The following is an 18716-nucleotide window of genomic DNA, read 5'->3' as shown; positions in this document are numbered from 1 at the left end:
CTTTATAATTGAAAATTAACTATAAATAATATTATTTCCTATAATATAGTTGTTAATAATAATGTAAATTTTAATTAAAGTCAAATATTTACCGTTTATTATGATAATTTCATATAAAAAAATAAATAATTATTTTATTATCATTTCTTTTGTAAAGCTATTTAAATTCTTATGCCCTTCTTTAGTAACAAGTATTAAATCTTCTATTCTTACACCTACTTTATTATTATAATAAATACCAGGCTCTATAGAAAATATCATACCTTCTTTAAGTAAAGCATTATGAGTAGCACTTACATCTCCATATTCATGAACATCCATTCCTATACAATGTCCTGTTCTATGAGTAAAATATTCACCATATCCATTTTCTGTTATATATGAACGTGCCTCATTATCTATATCTGAAAATTTTATACCTTCTTTTACTTTTTCAATAGCTTTTTCATTTGCAGTTTTTACTATATTATATATTTTTTTAGATTCTTCATCTGGTTCGCCAAAAAATATAGTTCTAGTCATATCAGAACAATATCCTTGATACATGCATCCCATATCTATAACTAAACAGCCATTATTACCTATTACTGTATCAGCTGTAGCATAATGAGGATTAGCAGCATTAGCTCCAAATGCTATAATAGGCTCGAATGAGAATGCTACATTATCAGCACCGTTTCTTTTATATATATTTTTAAGCTCTTCTAAAACTTCATTTTCTTTCATTCCTATTTGTACAAAATCTATTAATTCTTTCATACTTTTATCATTAATTTCTGAAGCTTTTATCATCTTTTTTATTTCTTCTTCGTCCTTTTGCATTCTTACATAATCAATACAAGGAGAAGCATTTATATAATCTTTAGCTACACCTAATTCCATCATCTCTAATAAGAAATTTGATGTCATCAATTTATCTATACCTATATTTTTATCTTTATGAACAAATTTAGATAACTTTTTTACAGCACTTTCTGTATCTGAATAGTATAAAATATCTATATCATTATTATGCAAAGGAAATAATTGATTATTAATCAAATGCACTTCATTATCTTGATTCACATAAAGTCCTAAAAACCTTTCTCCTGAATATATATTAATATTAGTAAGATAATATATTGACATTCTATCTGTTATTATAAACTGATAGATATTCTTTTCTTTCATAGCATTAATAACTCTGTTTAATCTGTTAATATTCATAAATATCATTCCTTTAATATAATTAATAACAATATGTGACTAGATTATATATTAAAAATATATTTTTTGTATAATAATTTTAAAATTAATTAGTATTTATTTTTTCTGGAATACTGAGTAAAGTTAAAGCAGTTAATGTTAATAATACACCTATAACAGAAAGCACAGTAGGTATTTCATGATAAAAGAATACACCAAAAATCATAGCTGCTATAGGTTCACCTGATGCTAATATAGAAGCCTTTCCAGCATCCATATAACCTAAAGCTATAGTAAAAAATGCATAAGGAAATACTGATGTACAAAGTGAATGAAAAAGCATAAAAACCAACATACCAGAACCATTTTCTACTACAACATTTGAAAGAGTCTTCCAGTCTGTAAAAGGTAATGTTATTATTGCTATACTTATCAAGGCATATAAAGTAACTGTCAATGTATTATAATTTCTTTTTATGGCAAGCTTAGAAAATATACTGTAAAGACCGTAGAAGAAAGCCCCCATAAAACCTATAAATATACCAAAATATGTCCAATGCATAGTTTCATTAGTTTCAAGTACACCGCTTGCAAAGAAACATCCAAGCAATGCTAATATCATACAAACAATTTTTTTTACTGTGATTTTCTCTTTGAAAAATATATTAGCAAATATCAAAACAAATATAGGGGATAAACTCAAAAGTACAGCAGATAAAGATAATGATAATTGTTTTACAGCCTCATTATAACAAATATTAAGCCCTAATATTCCAAGTATTCCAGCTGAAACAAATATCCATAAATCTTTTAATTTTATTTTGATTAAAGATTTATCATATAAAAATACACATATAAAAAATATTATGCTTGCTACGATAACTCTTGAAGAAACAACAGTAAAACTATTTATATTCAATTCCATAAGTCTTCTAATGAATATTCCGCCGCCGCCCCAAAATATACCAGATAATATAGGAAGAATAGGTATAAATTTCTTCATAATGAAATAAGACTCCATAAATAATAATTAAAAATTTAAGTAGTATTATATACTAAAATTTTTTAAGTTTGTCAATTTTTTCTTGTTGTTCTTTTTCCCGCCACAAAAAGAACCTATATCCTCGACAAGCTCGGATACGCTTCGCGAAAGTGCAAGGATAGAATTAGTACTAAATAATACTAATTTTGTTTTACATGTAATATAAACTATTAATTTAAGCACACCTAAAGGTGGACTTCGTCAAATATAGCCTTTTTGCTTCTTTGTGGCAACAAAAGAAGTGGGGTGCTGCGTAAGCACACAGCGTGGTGGGCAAAGCCCTGCGGATATTTAAAATTTAAAAAAATAATTTTTGACAAAATATACTTGTTTAGGTATCTATTAAAAACAATTTTTTTAATAGATAATTTTTAAATATTTTTTATATTGAACTGCTTTTTTATTAATTCCTGATATTCTAAAGATGTATAACTTAGAAGCTCAAAAAATAATTTACTTGGAAAAATAGAATATTCAATATATTTATGATAAGGACGAACCAATTTATAATATTTTTCATCTAATAGTTTTGAACGTCCTAATGTTAATAAAAATACTCCTACATATTCTCCAACTAATTTTTCTTTATAATCATAATCATCTTTGAAATCATTTACTTTTATTATAGTATCATCTAAATAATTAAATATTTCATCTTTATAGTTTTCTATACTTTTAGCTAGGCAATTCGCTATCGAAGATAAAAGAATACTATTATTTTCATTCAATATTTTTTTATCGTCTAAATTGCTGTATATATTCAAAGTATTTATTATTATTTCCCTATTAATAATATTTTTTATAGGAGCATATATTTCAAATAATAATTTCATGGAATCTATATTATTATTAATAACAATATCTGTAATAGCTTCTTCATCTTTTTTAATCAATAATTCTTCTATAATATACCATAAAGGTTTTGAATCGATTATTTTGCATAGAATTTTATTTTTTATATAATCATCATCTATAAGTCTTTTTGCAGATTCAATATTTAAAGGCATATTAATAGCTTCTAATTCATAACTTCCAAATAAATTAGGAGCATTATCAACAATTTTTCTTAATACTCTTTTTTGTATATCATTCAACTCTGGATTTATTAATTCTTCTTTTTTTTCTTTATGTGGAAAAACTCTTGTAACGGCTTCTATCAATATATCATTATAATTTTTTTCATTATTAACAACACCAGCAATAAATACATCACTTTTTGTTTTAATGCCTTCAGTGTTTAATAATGTTTCAATATCACTAGAATAAAGCCATGCATATTTTGCTATATTAGAAAAATTATCGTCCCATACCCAATCTACACCTGCACAATTATTTTCTGTTATATATAAAAGCAAATTAGAAATATCTTTATTAAAAATACCAGTATAAGCTAAACAAATTGCTGCTGAACCTCTTACCAAAAGAGATTCACTTTTGTTCATAATATTATAAACTTCTTCAATATGCTTATTAACTTTTAATTTTTTTATATCATTAATATCACTAATATTTGGATATTCTTTATAATAATCTTTATTAGAAATTTTATAATTATGCTGTGCTGCTATAAAACCTTGTACTAATAAAGTTGAAGCCTGACGAATGCATGCATCATTTTTATTTCCATTTTCTAATTTTAAACATTCATCATAAGAAAAATTCAATATTTCATCTAAAGAGTTTGGAATAAAACATAATAATCTCATAGCTTCAAGAGAATTGCTTTTATTATAATAATCAAGTATTTCATTTTTATATTTTTTGACAGTGCCATAATATTTAGTTTTATAAAAGAATGGTGTATTAATAAAATGCTTTTCACCCAATGCTATTCTTGCTAGAAATATACATGCCAATTCTGAAGCATTATTATTAAACTTTAATAAATCTGCCAAATAAGGAACAGCCATTTTTGAAGATTTATAAACACTTCCTTGATGGGTAGTTGCTGCATAAAGTCCATACACTCCGAAATTAACATCATTATCATCATCGCTAGTTAAAGCTTCTATATAATAAGGAGTCAAATCTGCTTTGCCGTAAGCATCATAAACATTTCCCCATTTCTCATCATAAAGCCCATTAGGAACATATCTATTTTTTCCAGTTAATGGAGGACGTTCTATTTTATCTGATTGAAATTTAGAATTTTCATCATTATTTATATAATAATTATCCCATTTTGGAAGAGATTCCATATTCATAATAATTTATGCTCCTTACAAAATTTAATTGCTGCTTCAAAATTTTTATTCGCTAATTCTAATACATAATCTTTAAATTCATTTAAACTGTCTTCATCTTCTAAAGCTAACTCATAAGATTTATTTATATCTTCAAATGCTTCATCATTTAACTTTTTAAAATTATCAATATTTTTTTGAGCAACTTCAAGTTTAATCTCTGCCCTATTAAAATATAAAAGCCAATACTCACTATCTAACTCAATAGCTTTATCACAATCTTTAATAGCTTCCTCGTCTTTATTTAACTTATATAAAATTAAAGCCCTATTTCCATAAGCCTCTACATAATACTCATCTATTTCTAATAATTGATTATAAAGATTCAAAGCCTTCTCATAATTTTCATTAATATCATAATATAATGCCTTATTAAAATAAGCACTTATATTATTATTATCAACTTCTATAGCTTTATCATAATCTTTTATAATATCTTCTTCATCATAATTTAGTTCAGCCTTTACATTTCCTCTATTGTTATAGGCATTGCTATACTTAGGATTTATTTCAATAGCTTTATCATAATCATCTAATGCACTTTTATAATCTTCTAAATTATCTTTTGCAAGCCCTCTATTATAGTAAAGTTCTGCATCATTTTTATTTAATCTTATAGCATAAGTAAAATCTTCAATAGCCTTTTCAAATTCTCCTAATACAGAATAACATAAACCTCTATTATTATAAACATCGCCAATGGTATTATCAAGTTTTATACTTTTAGTGTAATCTTTAATGGCTTTCTCATAATCACCCATATCATATTCAGTTAAACCCTTATTATAATATATATCTGCATTATTATTATCTAATTTCAAAGCAGTATTAAAATCTTTTAATGCAGCTTTATATTTACCTAACTTGTTTTTTGCAAGTCCTCTGCAATTATAAACTTCCGCATTATCTCCATTATAAAATATTAGTTTATCATAATATTCTATTGCCTTTTCATAATTTCCTGCATCGAATGCTTCTTCTGCTAATTTGTAAAAATCATTATCCATAATTTTATACCCCTTATTTATTAAAGTTATAATAATATAATTTTATAAAATATTATCATATTAATGTCAACATAATCATTTTAAATAAAATTTATTTAAATAAAATATTTATCAAATTAACATAATACAATTTTGACATTTGATTTTTTTTATAATAGGTATATTATATTAGCAAATTACAAATAAAAAATTCTTCTAATAAAATAAAGGCTTATATGAATATATTAGTTATTAATGGTCCAAATACAAATATGTTTGGAGTATCACAAACAAAAATTTTAGGAAATACAACTCTTGGAGATATTGAAAATAAGATAAAAGAAGCTGCTGGAAATGCTGCTAAAGTATCTTTTTTTCAATCAAATCATGAAGGTGCTATAATAGACAGAATACATAGAGCTTATGACGAAAGTATTGACTATATTATAATAAATGCTGGAGCCTATGCTCATACATCAATAGCAATAAGAGATGCATTCCTAGCAACTAATATACCTTTCATTGAAGTTCATATAAGCAATATTCATGCTAGAGAGGAATATAGAAATAAAAGTTATTTATCCGATATAGCGTTAGGAGTAATTACAGGTTTTGGAGACAATAGTTATATATTGGCTTTAGCTCATCTACTATCAATACAAAAAAGAAATAATTAAAAATATATTACGGAGTTTGATAATGTGTAAATTAACATTAAATAAAAGCGGTGAGAACAAAAAATTTGATTATGATGCTAGATTAGAAAGATTATTAAAATTAACTAAAGAAAATTTACTCATAACTAAAAATGAAAATATATTTTATCTTACAGGCTTCAAAGGAAGTGCTGGCTGGTTATTAATAAGCGAAGGCAAAAAATATTTATTTGTAGATTCAAGATACTGTGAGCATGCTACTAAAGTTACACATAAAACTACTGTTATACTTGTAGCAACAACTTATTCAGATGCTTTGGCTGAATTCTGTAAAGAAAATAACATAAAAGAAATACAAGTAGCTAAAAGCGGACTCTATCTTGCTGATTATGAGAATATAGTTTCTTCTATGGTTAATAATTCTATTAAAGTAGGAATAAGCAAAGCTGATGTGGATATTATACGTAATATAAAAGAAAAAGAAGAAATAAAAATAATAAAAGAAAATTTAAATAGAGCAGAAAAAGCTATGACTAAAATGTTAGCTTTTGTAAAAGAAGGCATAACAGAATGTGAATTAGCTGCAGAATTGGAATATCAAATGCGTAAAGAAGGCGGAGATAAAACTGCATTCGATACAATTTTACTTTTTGGAGATAGAACTTCACTTCCTCATGGTGTTCCTTCAGATAGAAAGTTAAAATTTGGTGATAATATACTTATGGATTTCGGCTTATCAAGAGATGGATATAAAAGCGACATAACTAGAACATTCTTCTTTGGAAAAGGCGAACACTTTGATGAAATGAGTAAAATATATAATATAGTAAGAGAAGCTCATAACAAAGGCATAGAAGCAATACATTCAGGAGTTTTTGGAAAAGAAGTTGATAATGTTGCAAGAGAAATCATCAAAAATAATGGATACGGACAGTATTTCGGACATGGATTAGGTCATAGTGTAGGACTTGAAATACATGAATCTCCTAGACTTTCCCCTCTTGTTGATCATATACTTGACGGCGGCTGTATTGTTACTGTTGAACCTGGAATATATGTTCCAAATTTAGGCGGTGTTAGAATAGAAAATATGGTTATAGTAACTAGAGAGGCTGGAATATCTATTAATAATACACCTACAGATTTAATTGTATTATAATAATATTGACATATTCTTTTCCATATAGTATTATTATTTATATAATACATTTTAATTAAAATTAAATAAATATTGTTGTGTAAAAATAAAAATATTTATTTAATAGCGGAAAATACTATGGCTAGAAGAAAGAAAAAATCATCACCTTTATTTATATTATTAATCTTAATAATAGCTGCAGGATACTATTATTATAATAATATATACGATAAAAAAGAGATAAAAAAAACTTCAAAAGAAACTGTTACAAGATACAATAGAGATGATTGGGGAAATTGGATTGATGAAGACAATGACGGACTCAATACAAGACATGAGGTATTAGCGAGAGAATCTTTAGTAAAACCTGTAATATCAAATAACAGAGTAATATCTGGAAAATGGTATGATAAATTCACTGGAAAATATTTTACTAATGCAAAAGATTTAGATATAGACCATTTAGTACCATTAAAAAATGCTTATATCAGCGGAGCAAGCAATTGGAGCGAAGAAAAGAAAAATAAATATTATAATTATCTAAAAAATGAAAATCATTTAGTAGCTGTATCAAAAGGTGCCAATCGTTCCAAAGGAGATAAATCACCAGTTGAATGGCTTCCACCAAATGAAGAATATCAATGCGAATATGTAAGAGAATGGTTTAAAATAAAAACTGATTGGGGACTTACTATTGAAGATGGTTTTGATGAAGTTTCTAACAGAGTTTGTAAAGGCAAATAATTATTATTTATTTTTATTAGTCATTATTATTGAAAATAAAATTTGTTATTATAGAAAAATTAGGTATAATTTAGTTATTATACCTAATTTTTCTATAATATCATTAATATAAATTATCTCTTAAAAATATATCTTCTAATATTTTCCTCATGTTCTTCATAAGTAACTGAGAAAGCATGTTTTCCTGTACCGTCAGCAACAAAGAAAATATAATCTGTATCAGCAGGATTTAAAGCTGCCTCTATAGCTTTTGCCCCTGATGAACATATAGGGCCTGGAGGAAGTCCTGTATTTTTATAAGTATTATAAGGGTGTTCCATACGTAAGTCTGCATATTTAAGATTAGGCTTTTCTATATAATCGCCTTTTACCAAAGTCATAGCATATATTGTAGTAGGATCCGCCTCAAGTCTTTTATCTATTTTTAATCTGTTATAATATACTGAAGATATAAGTTTAGGATCATCTAATGGTCCCATTTCTTTTTCAACTATAGAAGCCATAGTCAATACTTCATGAACAGTGTATCCCATCTTTTTAGCTCTTTCTTCTAAATCTGGGAACTGTTTGAATAAAGAATCTATCATATAAGTTACTAATACTTTTGTAGGATTACCTTTAACTATATAATAAGTAGATGGAAATATATAACCCTCTACACTATCAGAAGGTATATTGTATTTTTCTAATATTTCCTTACTATGACAAACTTCCAAAAATTCTTCTTTTGTAGTAAAACCCTGCTGTTCTAAAGCATGTCCTATTTCATATATATTCTTACCTTCCGGAATAGTTAATCTTACCATAGCTTGTTTACCGCTATTAAGATGCTTCATGATATCAATCATGCTCATCTCTCTATTAATTTCATAATATCCGCTTAAAAGTTTTCTATCATATTTTAGGTATTTAGCAGCTGCAACAAATAATTTAGAATTTCTAATAAGACCTTGTAATTCTAATTTTTTTGCTATTGTAGAAGCACCTTCTCCCTGTTTGATTTCAAAATATACTTTTTCTGAATCTCCTCCTACCGGACTAATCATATACTGCACAAATAGCACAGTTGAAACCGACACTATAGCAACAAGTATAAGTAATATGATAAATAACTTTTTCATTCTATTCTCTCTTTTATAAAAATATATAATTCAAAATTAATAAAACATTGTAAATATAACAGATAATTAATATATATGTAATAATTTTGTATATCAATAATTTTTATTATTTTTCTATATTTGAATGTATATCATTAATAGATACTTCTTTTTCTTCTCCGCTGTCCATATTTTTTAATTTGCACATTCCTCTTTTAAGTTCATCTTCACCAATTACAACAGCATATTTAGCATTTCTTTTATTTGCTGATTTGAATTGGCTTTTAACAGATTTACATGCAAAATCATAATCGCAGCTTATATTATTAGTTCTTAATGTCTGCATTATTTTTAATACTTCATTCTCAGTTTCTTTAAATGCCACAACAAAAGCATCAAGTCTTTCTGTAGATATATTATTCTGACTTTCTAATACGAGTAAAAGTCTTTCAATACCCATAGCACTTCCAACTGCAGGTACATCTTTTCCATTATTGAAAATACCAATTAAATTATCATATCTTCCACCTCCAAGTATAGCACTTTGAGAACCTAAAGCATTTGTCTGAACCTCAAAAGCAGTTTTTGTATAATAATCTAATCCTCTAACAAGCATTGGATCAACTGTAAAATTCTGTCCTATTCTTGTAAGTTCTTCGCATAATTTATCAAAATGCTCTTTACATTCATCGCATACATAATCATAAAATTTTGGTATATCTTTTATTGTTTCTTTGCATTTTTCATTTTTACAGTCTAATATTCTTAAAATATTGCCTTCATATCTTTTTTGACAAGTTTCGCAAAGTTCTTCTTTCCTGCTTCCTATAGCCTCTTTCAAAGCTTCATTATATGCACCTTTACATTTTGAACAGCCTACAGTATTAATTAATAAATTAACATTATCAATACCAAATTCTTTTAATACATTTATATTAAGGAGAATTATTTCAGCATCTATTAAAGGAGAAGAACCTCCGATACATTCTATACCAAATTGATTAAACTCTCTGTATCTTCCTTTTTGCGGACGCTCTGCTCTATACATTGTACCTAAATAGAATAATTTATTTATAGCATATTCATTTTGCATAGAATTTTCTACATAAGCACGAGCAACTGAAGCAGTACCTTCTGGTCTTAAAGTTAGAGAACGTCCTCCTCTATCTTCAAAGGTAAACATTTCTTTTCCTACAATATCAGTTCCCTCTCCTATTCCTCTTGTGAAAAGGTCTGTATATTCAAATAAAGGAGTTCTTATTCTTCCATATCCATAAAGTTTAACTATATTTTTTATTTTACTTTCTATAAATTCCAATCTTGCTGAAGAATCATAGAAAAAATCATTTGTACCGCGTGGTTTTTTTATTTCTAACATTTCACTATATCCTAATTTAATTTTTTTATTTTAATTTAAAACTTCTTCTGTTTTAGTACTTCCAGCTTTTGAAGTATTTTTTGGAGGCTCATAAATTGGTTTCACTTTATCAACAGCTCTTATGCCTCTTATCCTTTCTTCATAAGAAGGCATATCTGATAAATTTTTAAACATAGTAGAAGAATAATCCAATATTTGAGTATCTGCTGGTTTTGATGATAACACCTTTATAAACTCATTTCTCTGTGATTCATCAACAATACCCATTTTGCTTCTCCAATAAATCACTGTAGGATAATATCTATGATCCTCTGAAAGAGTAGAACCTACTTCAGCAAACATTTTATCTGCTTCATATAAATCATTATAAGCAAATAAATTAACTGCTCCTAAATAAAGTCTAGTTCTCATTAAAAGATTAGAATTATCTTTTTTATTATAAGCAAATGTCAAATCTGATTTTGCCTGAGCTGCAAATTCTGCAGATCTTCTTCCTTCATTCAAAAATCTTGAATAATAAGCAACACCTCTATAATAACTATATTCTTCTATAGATATTCCCATATATTCATTATAAGGATTAGTAACAAACCATTCTGTTGCTACTTTTGCTGGTCTTGATAATACTTTCCTTATTATTTCTCTAGTATTTTCTGCATTACCGTCATATTTATTAACTGGTGTAGTTTCCTTACCAACTGTTAAAGATACATCTTCTTTTTTTTCTTCATTCTCTTCAATTTCTTCATTGTTTAATAACTCTTCTTTTATGTCTTCTCTAATATCTTCAATTGTATCATTAGGGTTATTAATATTATTTGTTTCATTTGAAGGAATTGTCTGATCCTGTATTATTATAGAAAATAAGTTGTATTTATCTTTTTCTACTTTTACATGATTAGTATATAATTTATCACCAAAAGATATATAAGCATCATACATACCTTCAGAAACTTCTATAATAAAATTAGTAGAAACTTCTGTATCAAATGAATAATCTTCTATATCTATTCCTATAGGGCCATTATTTGGATTTTTATCTATCAAAATAGTTAATGGATATAAAACTGCATTTGTTTCTATATTAATATCATTAGTTTTATATTCAACTACTTCTGGATCTTCTATAACTACCTCATCAAGCACTTCTTTTTCAAGGGCTGGTATTCTTCTGTTTGAAGCATTTTCTGGAGTTTTTTCTTTTTTAGCTATATCCTGAAGCTGATCTAATTCTTCTTTTTCTTCCGGTTCTATATCAGCAGATACTAAATCTTCTTCAACTTCTTTTTTTTCTTCTATCTCTTTTTCTATATCTTCTATTTCTTTTGCTGGAGAATATCTTTCAAAAGTAGCAAATTTCTCACCTGTAAATGTAGAAAGCCCTTCTTCTTCAGGAAGTATAGGAATAGAATTCTTTATAAGTGTATATACGTCCATATTTGAAGTAGTCCATTCATAAACTTTTTGAGTCATATTTTCAGGAGTTTTCAAATTTTTCATCATTTCACTAATGCTTTTATTTTCGCCGGAAAAATAATCATATATTGTATTTTCAGGACTTCTTGCCAATATTTTTAATGTTTCATAATAACTTTCATAAACCATAGGAGTTATATAACTCAAGTACATAGTCCAATATATGGCAGTAGGATAATTAGGATTTGATGTTTTACAATTATCAGCATAATACTTAAATATTCTTGCTGGAAGTTCTTTATCACCAGGTAAAATAGTAAGTATACCGCCTATATATAAAAATGCTCTGTCATTATAAGAATAAACAGGATCATTAGGTAATTCTAAAGCCTGTCTGAAATCACTAGCTGCTCTATTAACATCTGTTCTAGCAGATTTAAATTTTACAAAAGATAAATATCTGCTTACTCCTCTATAAAAATCAAAAACATATCTATTAACTCCATATTCATCAGAATAAGAATTTTTCTTAAACCATTCTATAGATTTTTTAGGAGATTTATTTTGCAAATCTTCTATATATTCTGGAAATGTTACACCATTTTGAGAAAATAAAGGTAAAGATAATAGCAATATAAATGCAACAGAAATAATTTTTTTCATTGTTATCTCCAAATATTTTTATACTATCCTATAAAATATCGACATCTCTAAAAAAACTTAAGATATTTTACTATAAAAAAATATAATATCAAGCATCTTATCCTATTGCATTTTATACAAATAAAACAAAAAAATATCAAAGCTCATTAAATTTTAAATAACTATTCTATCATTGCCTTGACGTTTTAATAATTTTTCTCTTTCTAATGCATTTAAAAGAGGTATAACATACTTTCTTGAAAGACCTGTTTTCTCTTTAACAAATGCTATTGTTATTATATCTTTAGGTTTAGTATTTTTCATAATTAAATTTTTAACTCTGTTATAAACTTCTATATGATAATATATACCTTCTTCAAGATACATCGCCTGTTTCAAAGCTGATAATGCTTTTATATCTTTCATTCCATTTGGAAATACTTTTATGGCTTTTTCATCTAAACCGTTTAAATCTGCTTTTTTCAATTTATCAAGTAAAGCCTTTTGAGAATTTGTTAAATCTACACTTTGAGTAAATTTCTTATATATATTATTAAAAGGCATTATAATTTTATTTTGAACTAAATGATCTATAAAAGGTTTTGTAAATGCATTATCTATATTAAGATGATTTCTTATATCTTCAAAAGAAAATCCATCTTTTTTAGTTTCTATTAATTTTTTTGATTCTTCTAATAATTTATTCAAATAATCTTTTTTTACAAAATAATTTGCCAAACTAACAGCATAATCCGGTAATTTGCCATTTCCAACAGAATAACCATTAACAGACATAACTAAATCTGTATATCTGTCTCTTTTTACCTTACCCAAAAATTCTTGAGCATTATCCATTATATTTTTTCTTATTTGAGGAGTTGTTTTGCTTCCCCAAAATACATCGCCTGTACCTATTATAGTGCTTCCGCCATGGCTTATTAATATTCCTCTTTCCTTCCAAAATACTGCAATAGGCTCATCAAATTTTAATCTTATAAATCTATTATCTATTTCTCTTATATCAACATCTGTTTTTATTTTCTTGTCTGATTCATTATAAGCAGCTCTTTTGTACATAGGTATAATCTGAGCTACAACACATTCAGTACCAATAGCAAATTCTGCATTCTTAATTTTTTTCAAATATTCAACATCGCTATTATTAACAAGTTCCAATATTATTTCATCAGTTAAAAATACTGTTTCTTCCTTATCGCATAATAAATGCCCTCTTCTTATTTCTTCTTTCTTTATATTTTTTAAATTTATAGCTATACGAGAAGTGGCATATACTATTTCTCTATCTTCATGATATGATTGAATATTTCTTATAGAAACTTCTCTTTTTGTAGGATAATGTATCAAAGTATCATCTCTTTTAATACTTCCGCCTTTAATACTTCCTGTTATTGTTAAACCTGCACCTTTTATAGAAAAAACCCTATCAACATAAATATGAGTTTTTATATCATCTTCATATTTTTCTTTTAATAATATATCTGTTACTCTTTCTTTCAATAAATCTATATTAGTACCATTCATTGCTGATACTTTTACTATTTCTATATCTCTGTTAAATATTCTATATAAATTCTTTTTAATATCTTCTTCGCTCTCTTTCAATATATTTTCATCAACCAAGTCAATTTTATTCATTACGCATATAATATTTCTTATGCCAAGAGATAAAGCAACCTTAGCATGCTCCTCTGTCATGTTCATCCAGCCTTCACTAGCACAAACAACAAGCATAACTAAATCCAAGCTCCACATACCAGCAACCATATTTCTGATGAATCTCTCGTGTCCAGGAACATCTATTACACCTATAGTAATATCATCATTAGGCTTAAAAAATCCGAAACCTAAATCTATAGTCATCTCTCTTTTCTTTTCCTCTGGTAAACGCATCATGGCTATACCTGTAAGTGCTTTAATTAATTCTGATTTACCATGATCAACATGACCTGCTGTTCCTATGATTCTGTTCATACTATGAAACTCCTATTGTTGCTATGTTCGCCTTTTATTGTTGCTAATAAAAATTGTTCGCTAATTATTGTCTAGTAAATAAATTTACTAGACGCTCACAATTTTTATATTTAGCATTCTAATATAAAAAATTATTTATTATTGCTAGTGATAAAATAGCCTATAAATAACTGAAAACTTTCCTCATTAGTTATAAGCTGCTACTTTATCACTTTAAAAACATATACTCTTTATATTATTACTAATAATAATTGATTGCTCTCTGTATCCCGACAAAAACCCCAATAATCAAACTTGTCAGACAATCAAAATTTTATATTAAAAAATCATTATCTTTTATTTTTATTAAAACTTCTCTTACATAATCTATATCAGCATCATTTATTGTTATAACATATATTAGCACTGAATCTTTCTTTACTTTTGGTATAATAGGCACATCTAAATTATGCATAAACTTAATAACGGCTTTTATATCCTTAGGCTTAAAGCTAATTGCATAAGAAGGATAAAAAGTATCTGCCATAGCACCGCCTCCAGTTTCTACCATTTCCTCAGCAACTTCAAAACCTTCAATATTATCTATAATTTTTAAAGCTTTTTGTTTTATAATTTCTGGTTTAATTGCTAATAAAGTTTCACAATATCCTTTAAATTGACCTTCTGCATTTAATCTTTTTATAACACTTTTTTCTAATATAGAAAGAACTGTTTTACCGCATCTGAAAGCCCTCATCAAAGGATGTTTATATATTCTGTCTATATATTCTTTTTTACCAACTATGATGCCAGCCTGTACACTTGAAAACATTTTATCACCTGAAAAACATACTAAATCAACACCGCTTTTCAATGCTGCTTTTATATGTTCTTCTTCCGACATACTTTCATCAAATATTCCAGCACCTTCATCATAAACTAATGGTATATTATTTGGTATAGCGTCTCTTATCTTTTTAAATGATGGATGCTTTACAAATCCTCTAATTTTGAAATTTGATGCATGCACTTTAAGTATCAATGCAGTATTTTCTGTTACAGCTTCTTCATAATCTTTTAAAGTTACTATATTAGTAGTACCTATCTCTACAAGTTTAGCTCCAGCTTCCCTAAGTATATCCGGAATTCTAAAACCTCCGCCTATTTGTACCTGCTCGCCTCTTGAAACTATTACTTCTTTATCTTTAGCTAAAGTTTTTAATATTAAAAATACAGCAGCAGCATTATTATTAACAACTAATGCATCTTCTGCACCTGTTAATTTAGCTAAAAGAGAATATAAAAATTCTCCTCTTACTCCTCTGCCTTCATTATTGATATTATATTCAAGATTATTGCTTGATATATTTAATTGTTTAACTTCGTCCCAAATTTCTGCATCTATAGGAGAACGTCCCAAATTGGTATGCATAATAGTGCCAGTTGCATTTATTACCTTTTTTATTGGCAGATTAGATTTCTGTTTTATTTTCTTTTCACATAATTTAATAATATCTTCTTTAGTGTATGAAGCATTAGGTTTATTTTTTAATTCTAATCTTAATTTGTCTAAAGTATCACGTATAATATCAGCAACTATAGGACGGGAAAGAATTTTATGATATGGTTTGATAGAATCATGTTCTAATACAGTATTGGTTTGTACTAAATTAAATTTGTTATCCATTTAAGCCCCTTTTTCTAAAATTAAAAATATATAAAATACAATTCAAGATAAGAGACTATTAATTATTAGTAATTCAATCATACTATAACTTTTATAATCGCTTATTTATCGGAAGAGGCAGGAGTTGAACCTGCCAACGCTGCTATAGCGTCCAACGCTTTTGAAGAGCGCGGAGCCCACCGGGACTCATCTACCTCCAAGCAATCCCTATAATATATCATTTTTAATTTTATGTCAATTTATTAATATTATTTAATTTAATAAATTTAAAAATATTGCAAATTATAATTAAAATATTAAAATAAATCAAAAACTATATATAGGTTGATATATTATGAAAATAGCGATTCTAGGCGGTACTTTTGATCCTCCTCATTTAGGACATTTAATATTAGCAGATACTGTTATAACTAATTGTAATTATGATAAAGTAATTTTTATACCTGCTAAAATTCCTCCTCATAAAAATATAAGCGGAAAAGTTTCAAATGAAGACAGACTAAATATGCTTAAACTTTCAATAGAAGATGATGAAAGATTTTTATTAGATGAATATGAACTTAATAACGATGGAGTTTCATATACTATCAATACATTAAACTATCTATATAACAATTACAATATTGAAGGAAAAATTGGTCTTATAATAGGTGCTGATTTAGTAAGAGATTTTGATAAATGGAGAGAACCTGACAAAATAGCTGAAATATCTGATATAACTGTTGTTAACAGAGAAGATGACAAAAACCTATACAAAAAACATATTGATAAATATAATATTAAAGTAATAATGGCTCCTCGTATAGATATATCATCAAGTCTTATAAGAAACAGAATAAAAGAAAATAAAGGATTCAGATACTTTGTAACAAATAAGGTATATGAATACATAAAAGAAAAAAAATTATATTTAAATTAATTTATCATTCTTAATCAAATATAATCATATTTAATAAAAAAGGAAAATAAAATGAGATGCACAAAAATAATATTAACAATATTCTTTGTGTTAATAAATAGTCTATATTCGTACGAAATGTATTTATTAAGCGGCCCTACTGGTATAGGCGGATTAAAAATGATGAAAGATTATAAAGGTATAGATATAAAAACAGTAAATGCCCCAAATAATATGCTTTCATTAATAGTAAAAGGACAAGCTGATATTGCTGCTATTCCTGCAAATATGGCTGCTATAATTTTTAATAAACAATTAGATTATAAGGCAATAGCTGTTATATCTGAAACTAAACTTTTTATAGTATCTGCAAACAATAAAATACAAACTATAAATGATATAAAAAATAAAACTATATATTGCGGTACAAAATTAGCTGCTCCTGATTTAATGCTTCAATATTTAATATCAAAAGAACAAATACCAAATGTTAATATTAATTATTCTTTCAGTAATCCAGATTTAGCAAAAGCAGTTGCATCAAGAAATGCTGATATAGCTATATTGCCTGAACCTTTCTTGTCATCAGCAATGCTTGAAAATAAAGATGTTAATATAGTTGTGGAAATGTCTAAATATGTTGATAATTATCCTGTTGCCATACTTATAGCTAAAGGAACTTTTATAAATCATAATAAAGCATTATTACAAGATATTTTAAATGAATATAAAAACTCTACTGAATATATCTTAAACAATAAAAATGAAATAGAAAATCTATTAGCAAATTCATCTATGATAATTAATGCTCAATCAGTAAATTATGGATTAAACAGAATGGGATTAACTTTTTATGATGGCGGTAAAATGAAATTCGCTTTAAATAATTATTATAACTTCTTATTTAATTTTGATAAAAAACTAATAGGAAATAAAATACCTTCAGATGATTTTTACTATATAGAAAAGTAATCGATATATACCTAAACAATTATATTTTGTCAAAAATAAATTTATATTTTTGTTTTTATATCTGGGGATTTGCCAACAACGCTGTGTGCTTCGCAATACCCCAGTTCTTTTACCGAGTAGGTACCTTTCGGTATTGATATAAAAGAACCTATATCCTCGACAGGCTCAGATACACTTCGCGAATGGCTATATTTTAGCTTAAATTAATAGTTTATATTACATGTAAAACAAAATTAGTTTGATTTAATACTAATTCCTATCCTTGCACTTTTTGGTTCTTTTTGCGGCGGGAAAAAGAACAATAAAAACATTGACAAACTTAAAAATTTTCAGTATATACCTAAACAAATATACTTTGTCAGAAATAATTTTTTTAATTTTAAATATTTGCAGGGCTTTGCCCCGCACCCTAGTTCTTTTATTGGTATAAAAGAACCAAAAGAACTGCATTTTAGTATAAATTTAGGATATATCCTATATTTAATAAGTATTTTTAAAATATAAAGTTCTAGCAATTGCGTTTGCCGTAGGCAGCAACTTTGGCGAAGCCCGCAGAGCGTGTGCGGCAAAAAAGTTGATAATTCTATATAAAGTACATCGGTTGACAAAGTTAAAAATTTTCAGTATATACCTAAACAACTATATTTTGTCAATTTTC

At 26.6% G+C, this 18716-nt stretch carries 14 protein-coding genes and 1 tRNA gene; 5 read left to right on the top strand and 10 right to left on the bottom strand.

The annotated features are described in order from the left end of the window. Positions 1-129 precede the first annotated feature (129 nt). From R4K56_RS00075 to R4K56_RS00060, 4 genes are all read right to left on the bottom strand, one after another. Positions 130-1206, bottom strand: a complete 1077-nt coding sequence (locus tag R4K56_RS00075) for a M24 family metallopeptidase (protein ID WP_335771644.1) — start codon at positions 1204-1206, stop codon at positions 130-132. A gap of 85 nt (positions 1207-1291) precedes the next feature. Continuing rightward, positions 1292-2188: a DMT family transporter gene (locus R4K56_RS00070; RefSeq protein ID WP_335771643.1), complete on the bottom strand. Its 897-nt coding sequence runs from the start codon at positions 2186-2188 to the stop codon at positions 1292-1294. A 410-nt stretch (positions 2189-2598) separates the two neighbouring features. Then, positions 2599-4431, bottom strand: coding sequence for a hypothetical protein (locus tag R4K56_RS00065; RefSeq protein WP_335771642.1), 1833 nt, complete (start codon positions 4429-4431; stop codon positions 2599-2601). After that, a complete protein-coding gene (locus R4K56_RS00060) occupies positions 4428-5477 on the bottom strand; it encodes a tetratricopeptide repeat protein (protein WP_335771641.1) in 1050 nt (349 codons plus the stop codon). The genes R4K56_RS00065 and R4K56_RS00060 overlap by 4 nt, the downstream gene beginning before the upstream one ends. 215 nt (positions 5478-5692) lie before the next feature. On the opposite strand from R4K56_RS00060, the gene aroQ reads away from it, so the two are divergent. The 3 genes from aroQ (at position 5693) to R4K56_RS00045 (ending at position 7994) form a co-directional block, all read left to right on the top strand. Beyond that, the gene (gene aroQ, locus R4K56_RS00055; protein WP_335759675.1) at positions 5693-6133 is read left to right on the top strand and encodes a type II 3-dehydroquinate dehydratase; all 441 of its coding nucleotides are present in this window, start codon (positions 5693-5695) and stop codon (positions 6131-6133) included. Between the two features lie 22 nt (positions 6134-6155). Further along, entirely contained in the window at positions 6156-7271 is a 1116-nt protein-coding gene (locus R4K56_RS00050; RefSeq protein WP_335771640.1) for a M24 family metallopeptidase, read from the top strand. A gap of 117 nt (positions 7272-7388) precedes the next feature. Beyond that, complete coding sequence (locus R4K56_RS00045; protein WP_335758126.1) at positions 7389-7994, top strand: HNH endonuclease family protein; 606 nt, start codon at positions 7389-7391, stop codon at positions 7992-7994. Between the two features lie 113 nt (positions 7995-8107). On the opposite strand, the gene mltG is transcribed toward R4K56_RS00045, so the two are convergent. From mltG to R4K56_RS00015, 6 genes are all read right to left on the bottom strand, one after another. Then, positions 8108-9115: an endolytic transglycosylase MltG gene (gene mltG / locus R4K56_RS00040; protein ID WP_335758125.1), complete on the bottom strand. Its 1008-nt coding sequence runs from the start codon at positions 9113-9115 to the stop codon at positions 8108-8110. A 106-nt stretch (positions 9116-9221) separates the two neighbouring features. After that, positions 9222-10472: a histidine--tRNA ligase gene (gene hisS, locus R4K56_RS00035; protein ID WP_335771639.1), complete on the bottom strand. Its 1251-nt coding sequence runs from the start codon at positions 10470-10472 to the stop codon at positions 9222-9224. A gap of 30 nt (positions 10473-10502) precedes the next feature. Then, positions 10503-12551: a hypothetical protein gene (locus R4K56_RS00030; protein WP_335771638.1), complete on the bottom strand. Its 2049-nt coding sequence runs from the start codon at positions 12549-12551 to the stop codon at positions 10503-10505. 153 nt (positions 12552-12704) lie between these two features. Continuing rightward, positions 12705-14522 carry a selenocysteine-specific translation elongation factor gene (gene selB / locus R4K56_RS00025; RefSeq protein WP_335771637.1) on the bottom strand — a complete coding sequence of 606 codons (1818 nt, stop codon included), beginning with the start codon at positions 14520-14522 and terminating at the stop codon, positions 12705-12707. Between the two features lie 313 nt (positions 14523-14835). Continuing rightward, positions 14836-16188, bottom strand: coding sequence for an L-seryl-tRNA(Sec) selenium transferase (gene selA, locus R4K56_RS00020; RefSeq protein ID WP_335771636.1), 1353 nt, complete (start codon positions 16186-16188; stop codon positions 14836-14838). Between the two features lie 108 nt (positions 16189-16296). Further along, positions 16297-16386: transfer RNA gene (locus tag R4K56_RS00015), tRNA-Sec, on the bottom strand. A gap of 136 nt (positions 16387-16522) precedes the next feature. On the opposite strand from R4K56_RS00015, the gene nadD reads away from it, so the two are divergent. Next, the gene (gene nadD, locus R4K56_RS00010) at positions 16523-17107 is read left to right on the top strand and encodes a nicotinate (nicotinamide) nucleotide adenylyltransferase (protein ID WP_335758120.1); all 585 of its coding nucleotides are present in this window, start codon (positions 16523-16525) and stop codon (positions 17105-17107) included. Between the two features lie 51 nt (positions 17108-17158). After that, a complete protein-coding gene (locus R4K56_RS00005) occupies positions 17159-18058 on the top strand; it encodes an ABC transporter substrate-binding protein (RefSeq protein WP_335771635.1) in 900 nt (299 codons plus the stop codon). Positions 18059-18716: the final 658 nt, after the last annotated feature.

The sequence above is a fragment of the Brachyspira pulli genome (genome assembly GCF_036997785.1).
GTDB lineage: Bacteria > Spirochaetota > Brachyspiria > Brachyspirales > Brachyspiraceae > Brachyspira > Brachyspira pulli.
Note: the sequence above shows the minus strand (reverse complement) of the source record. Positions and strands in the feature narration are given on the sequence as shown.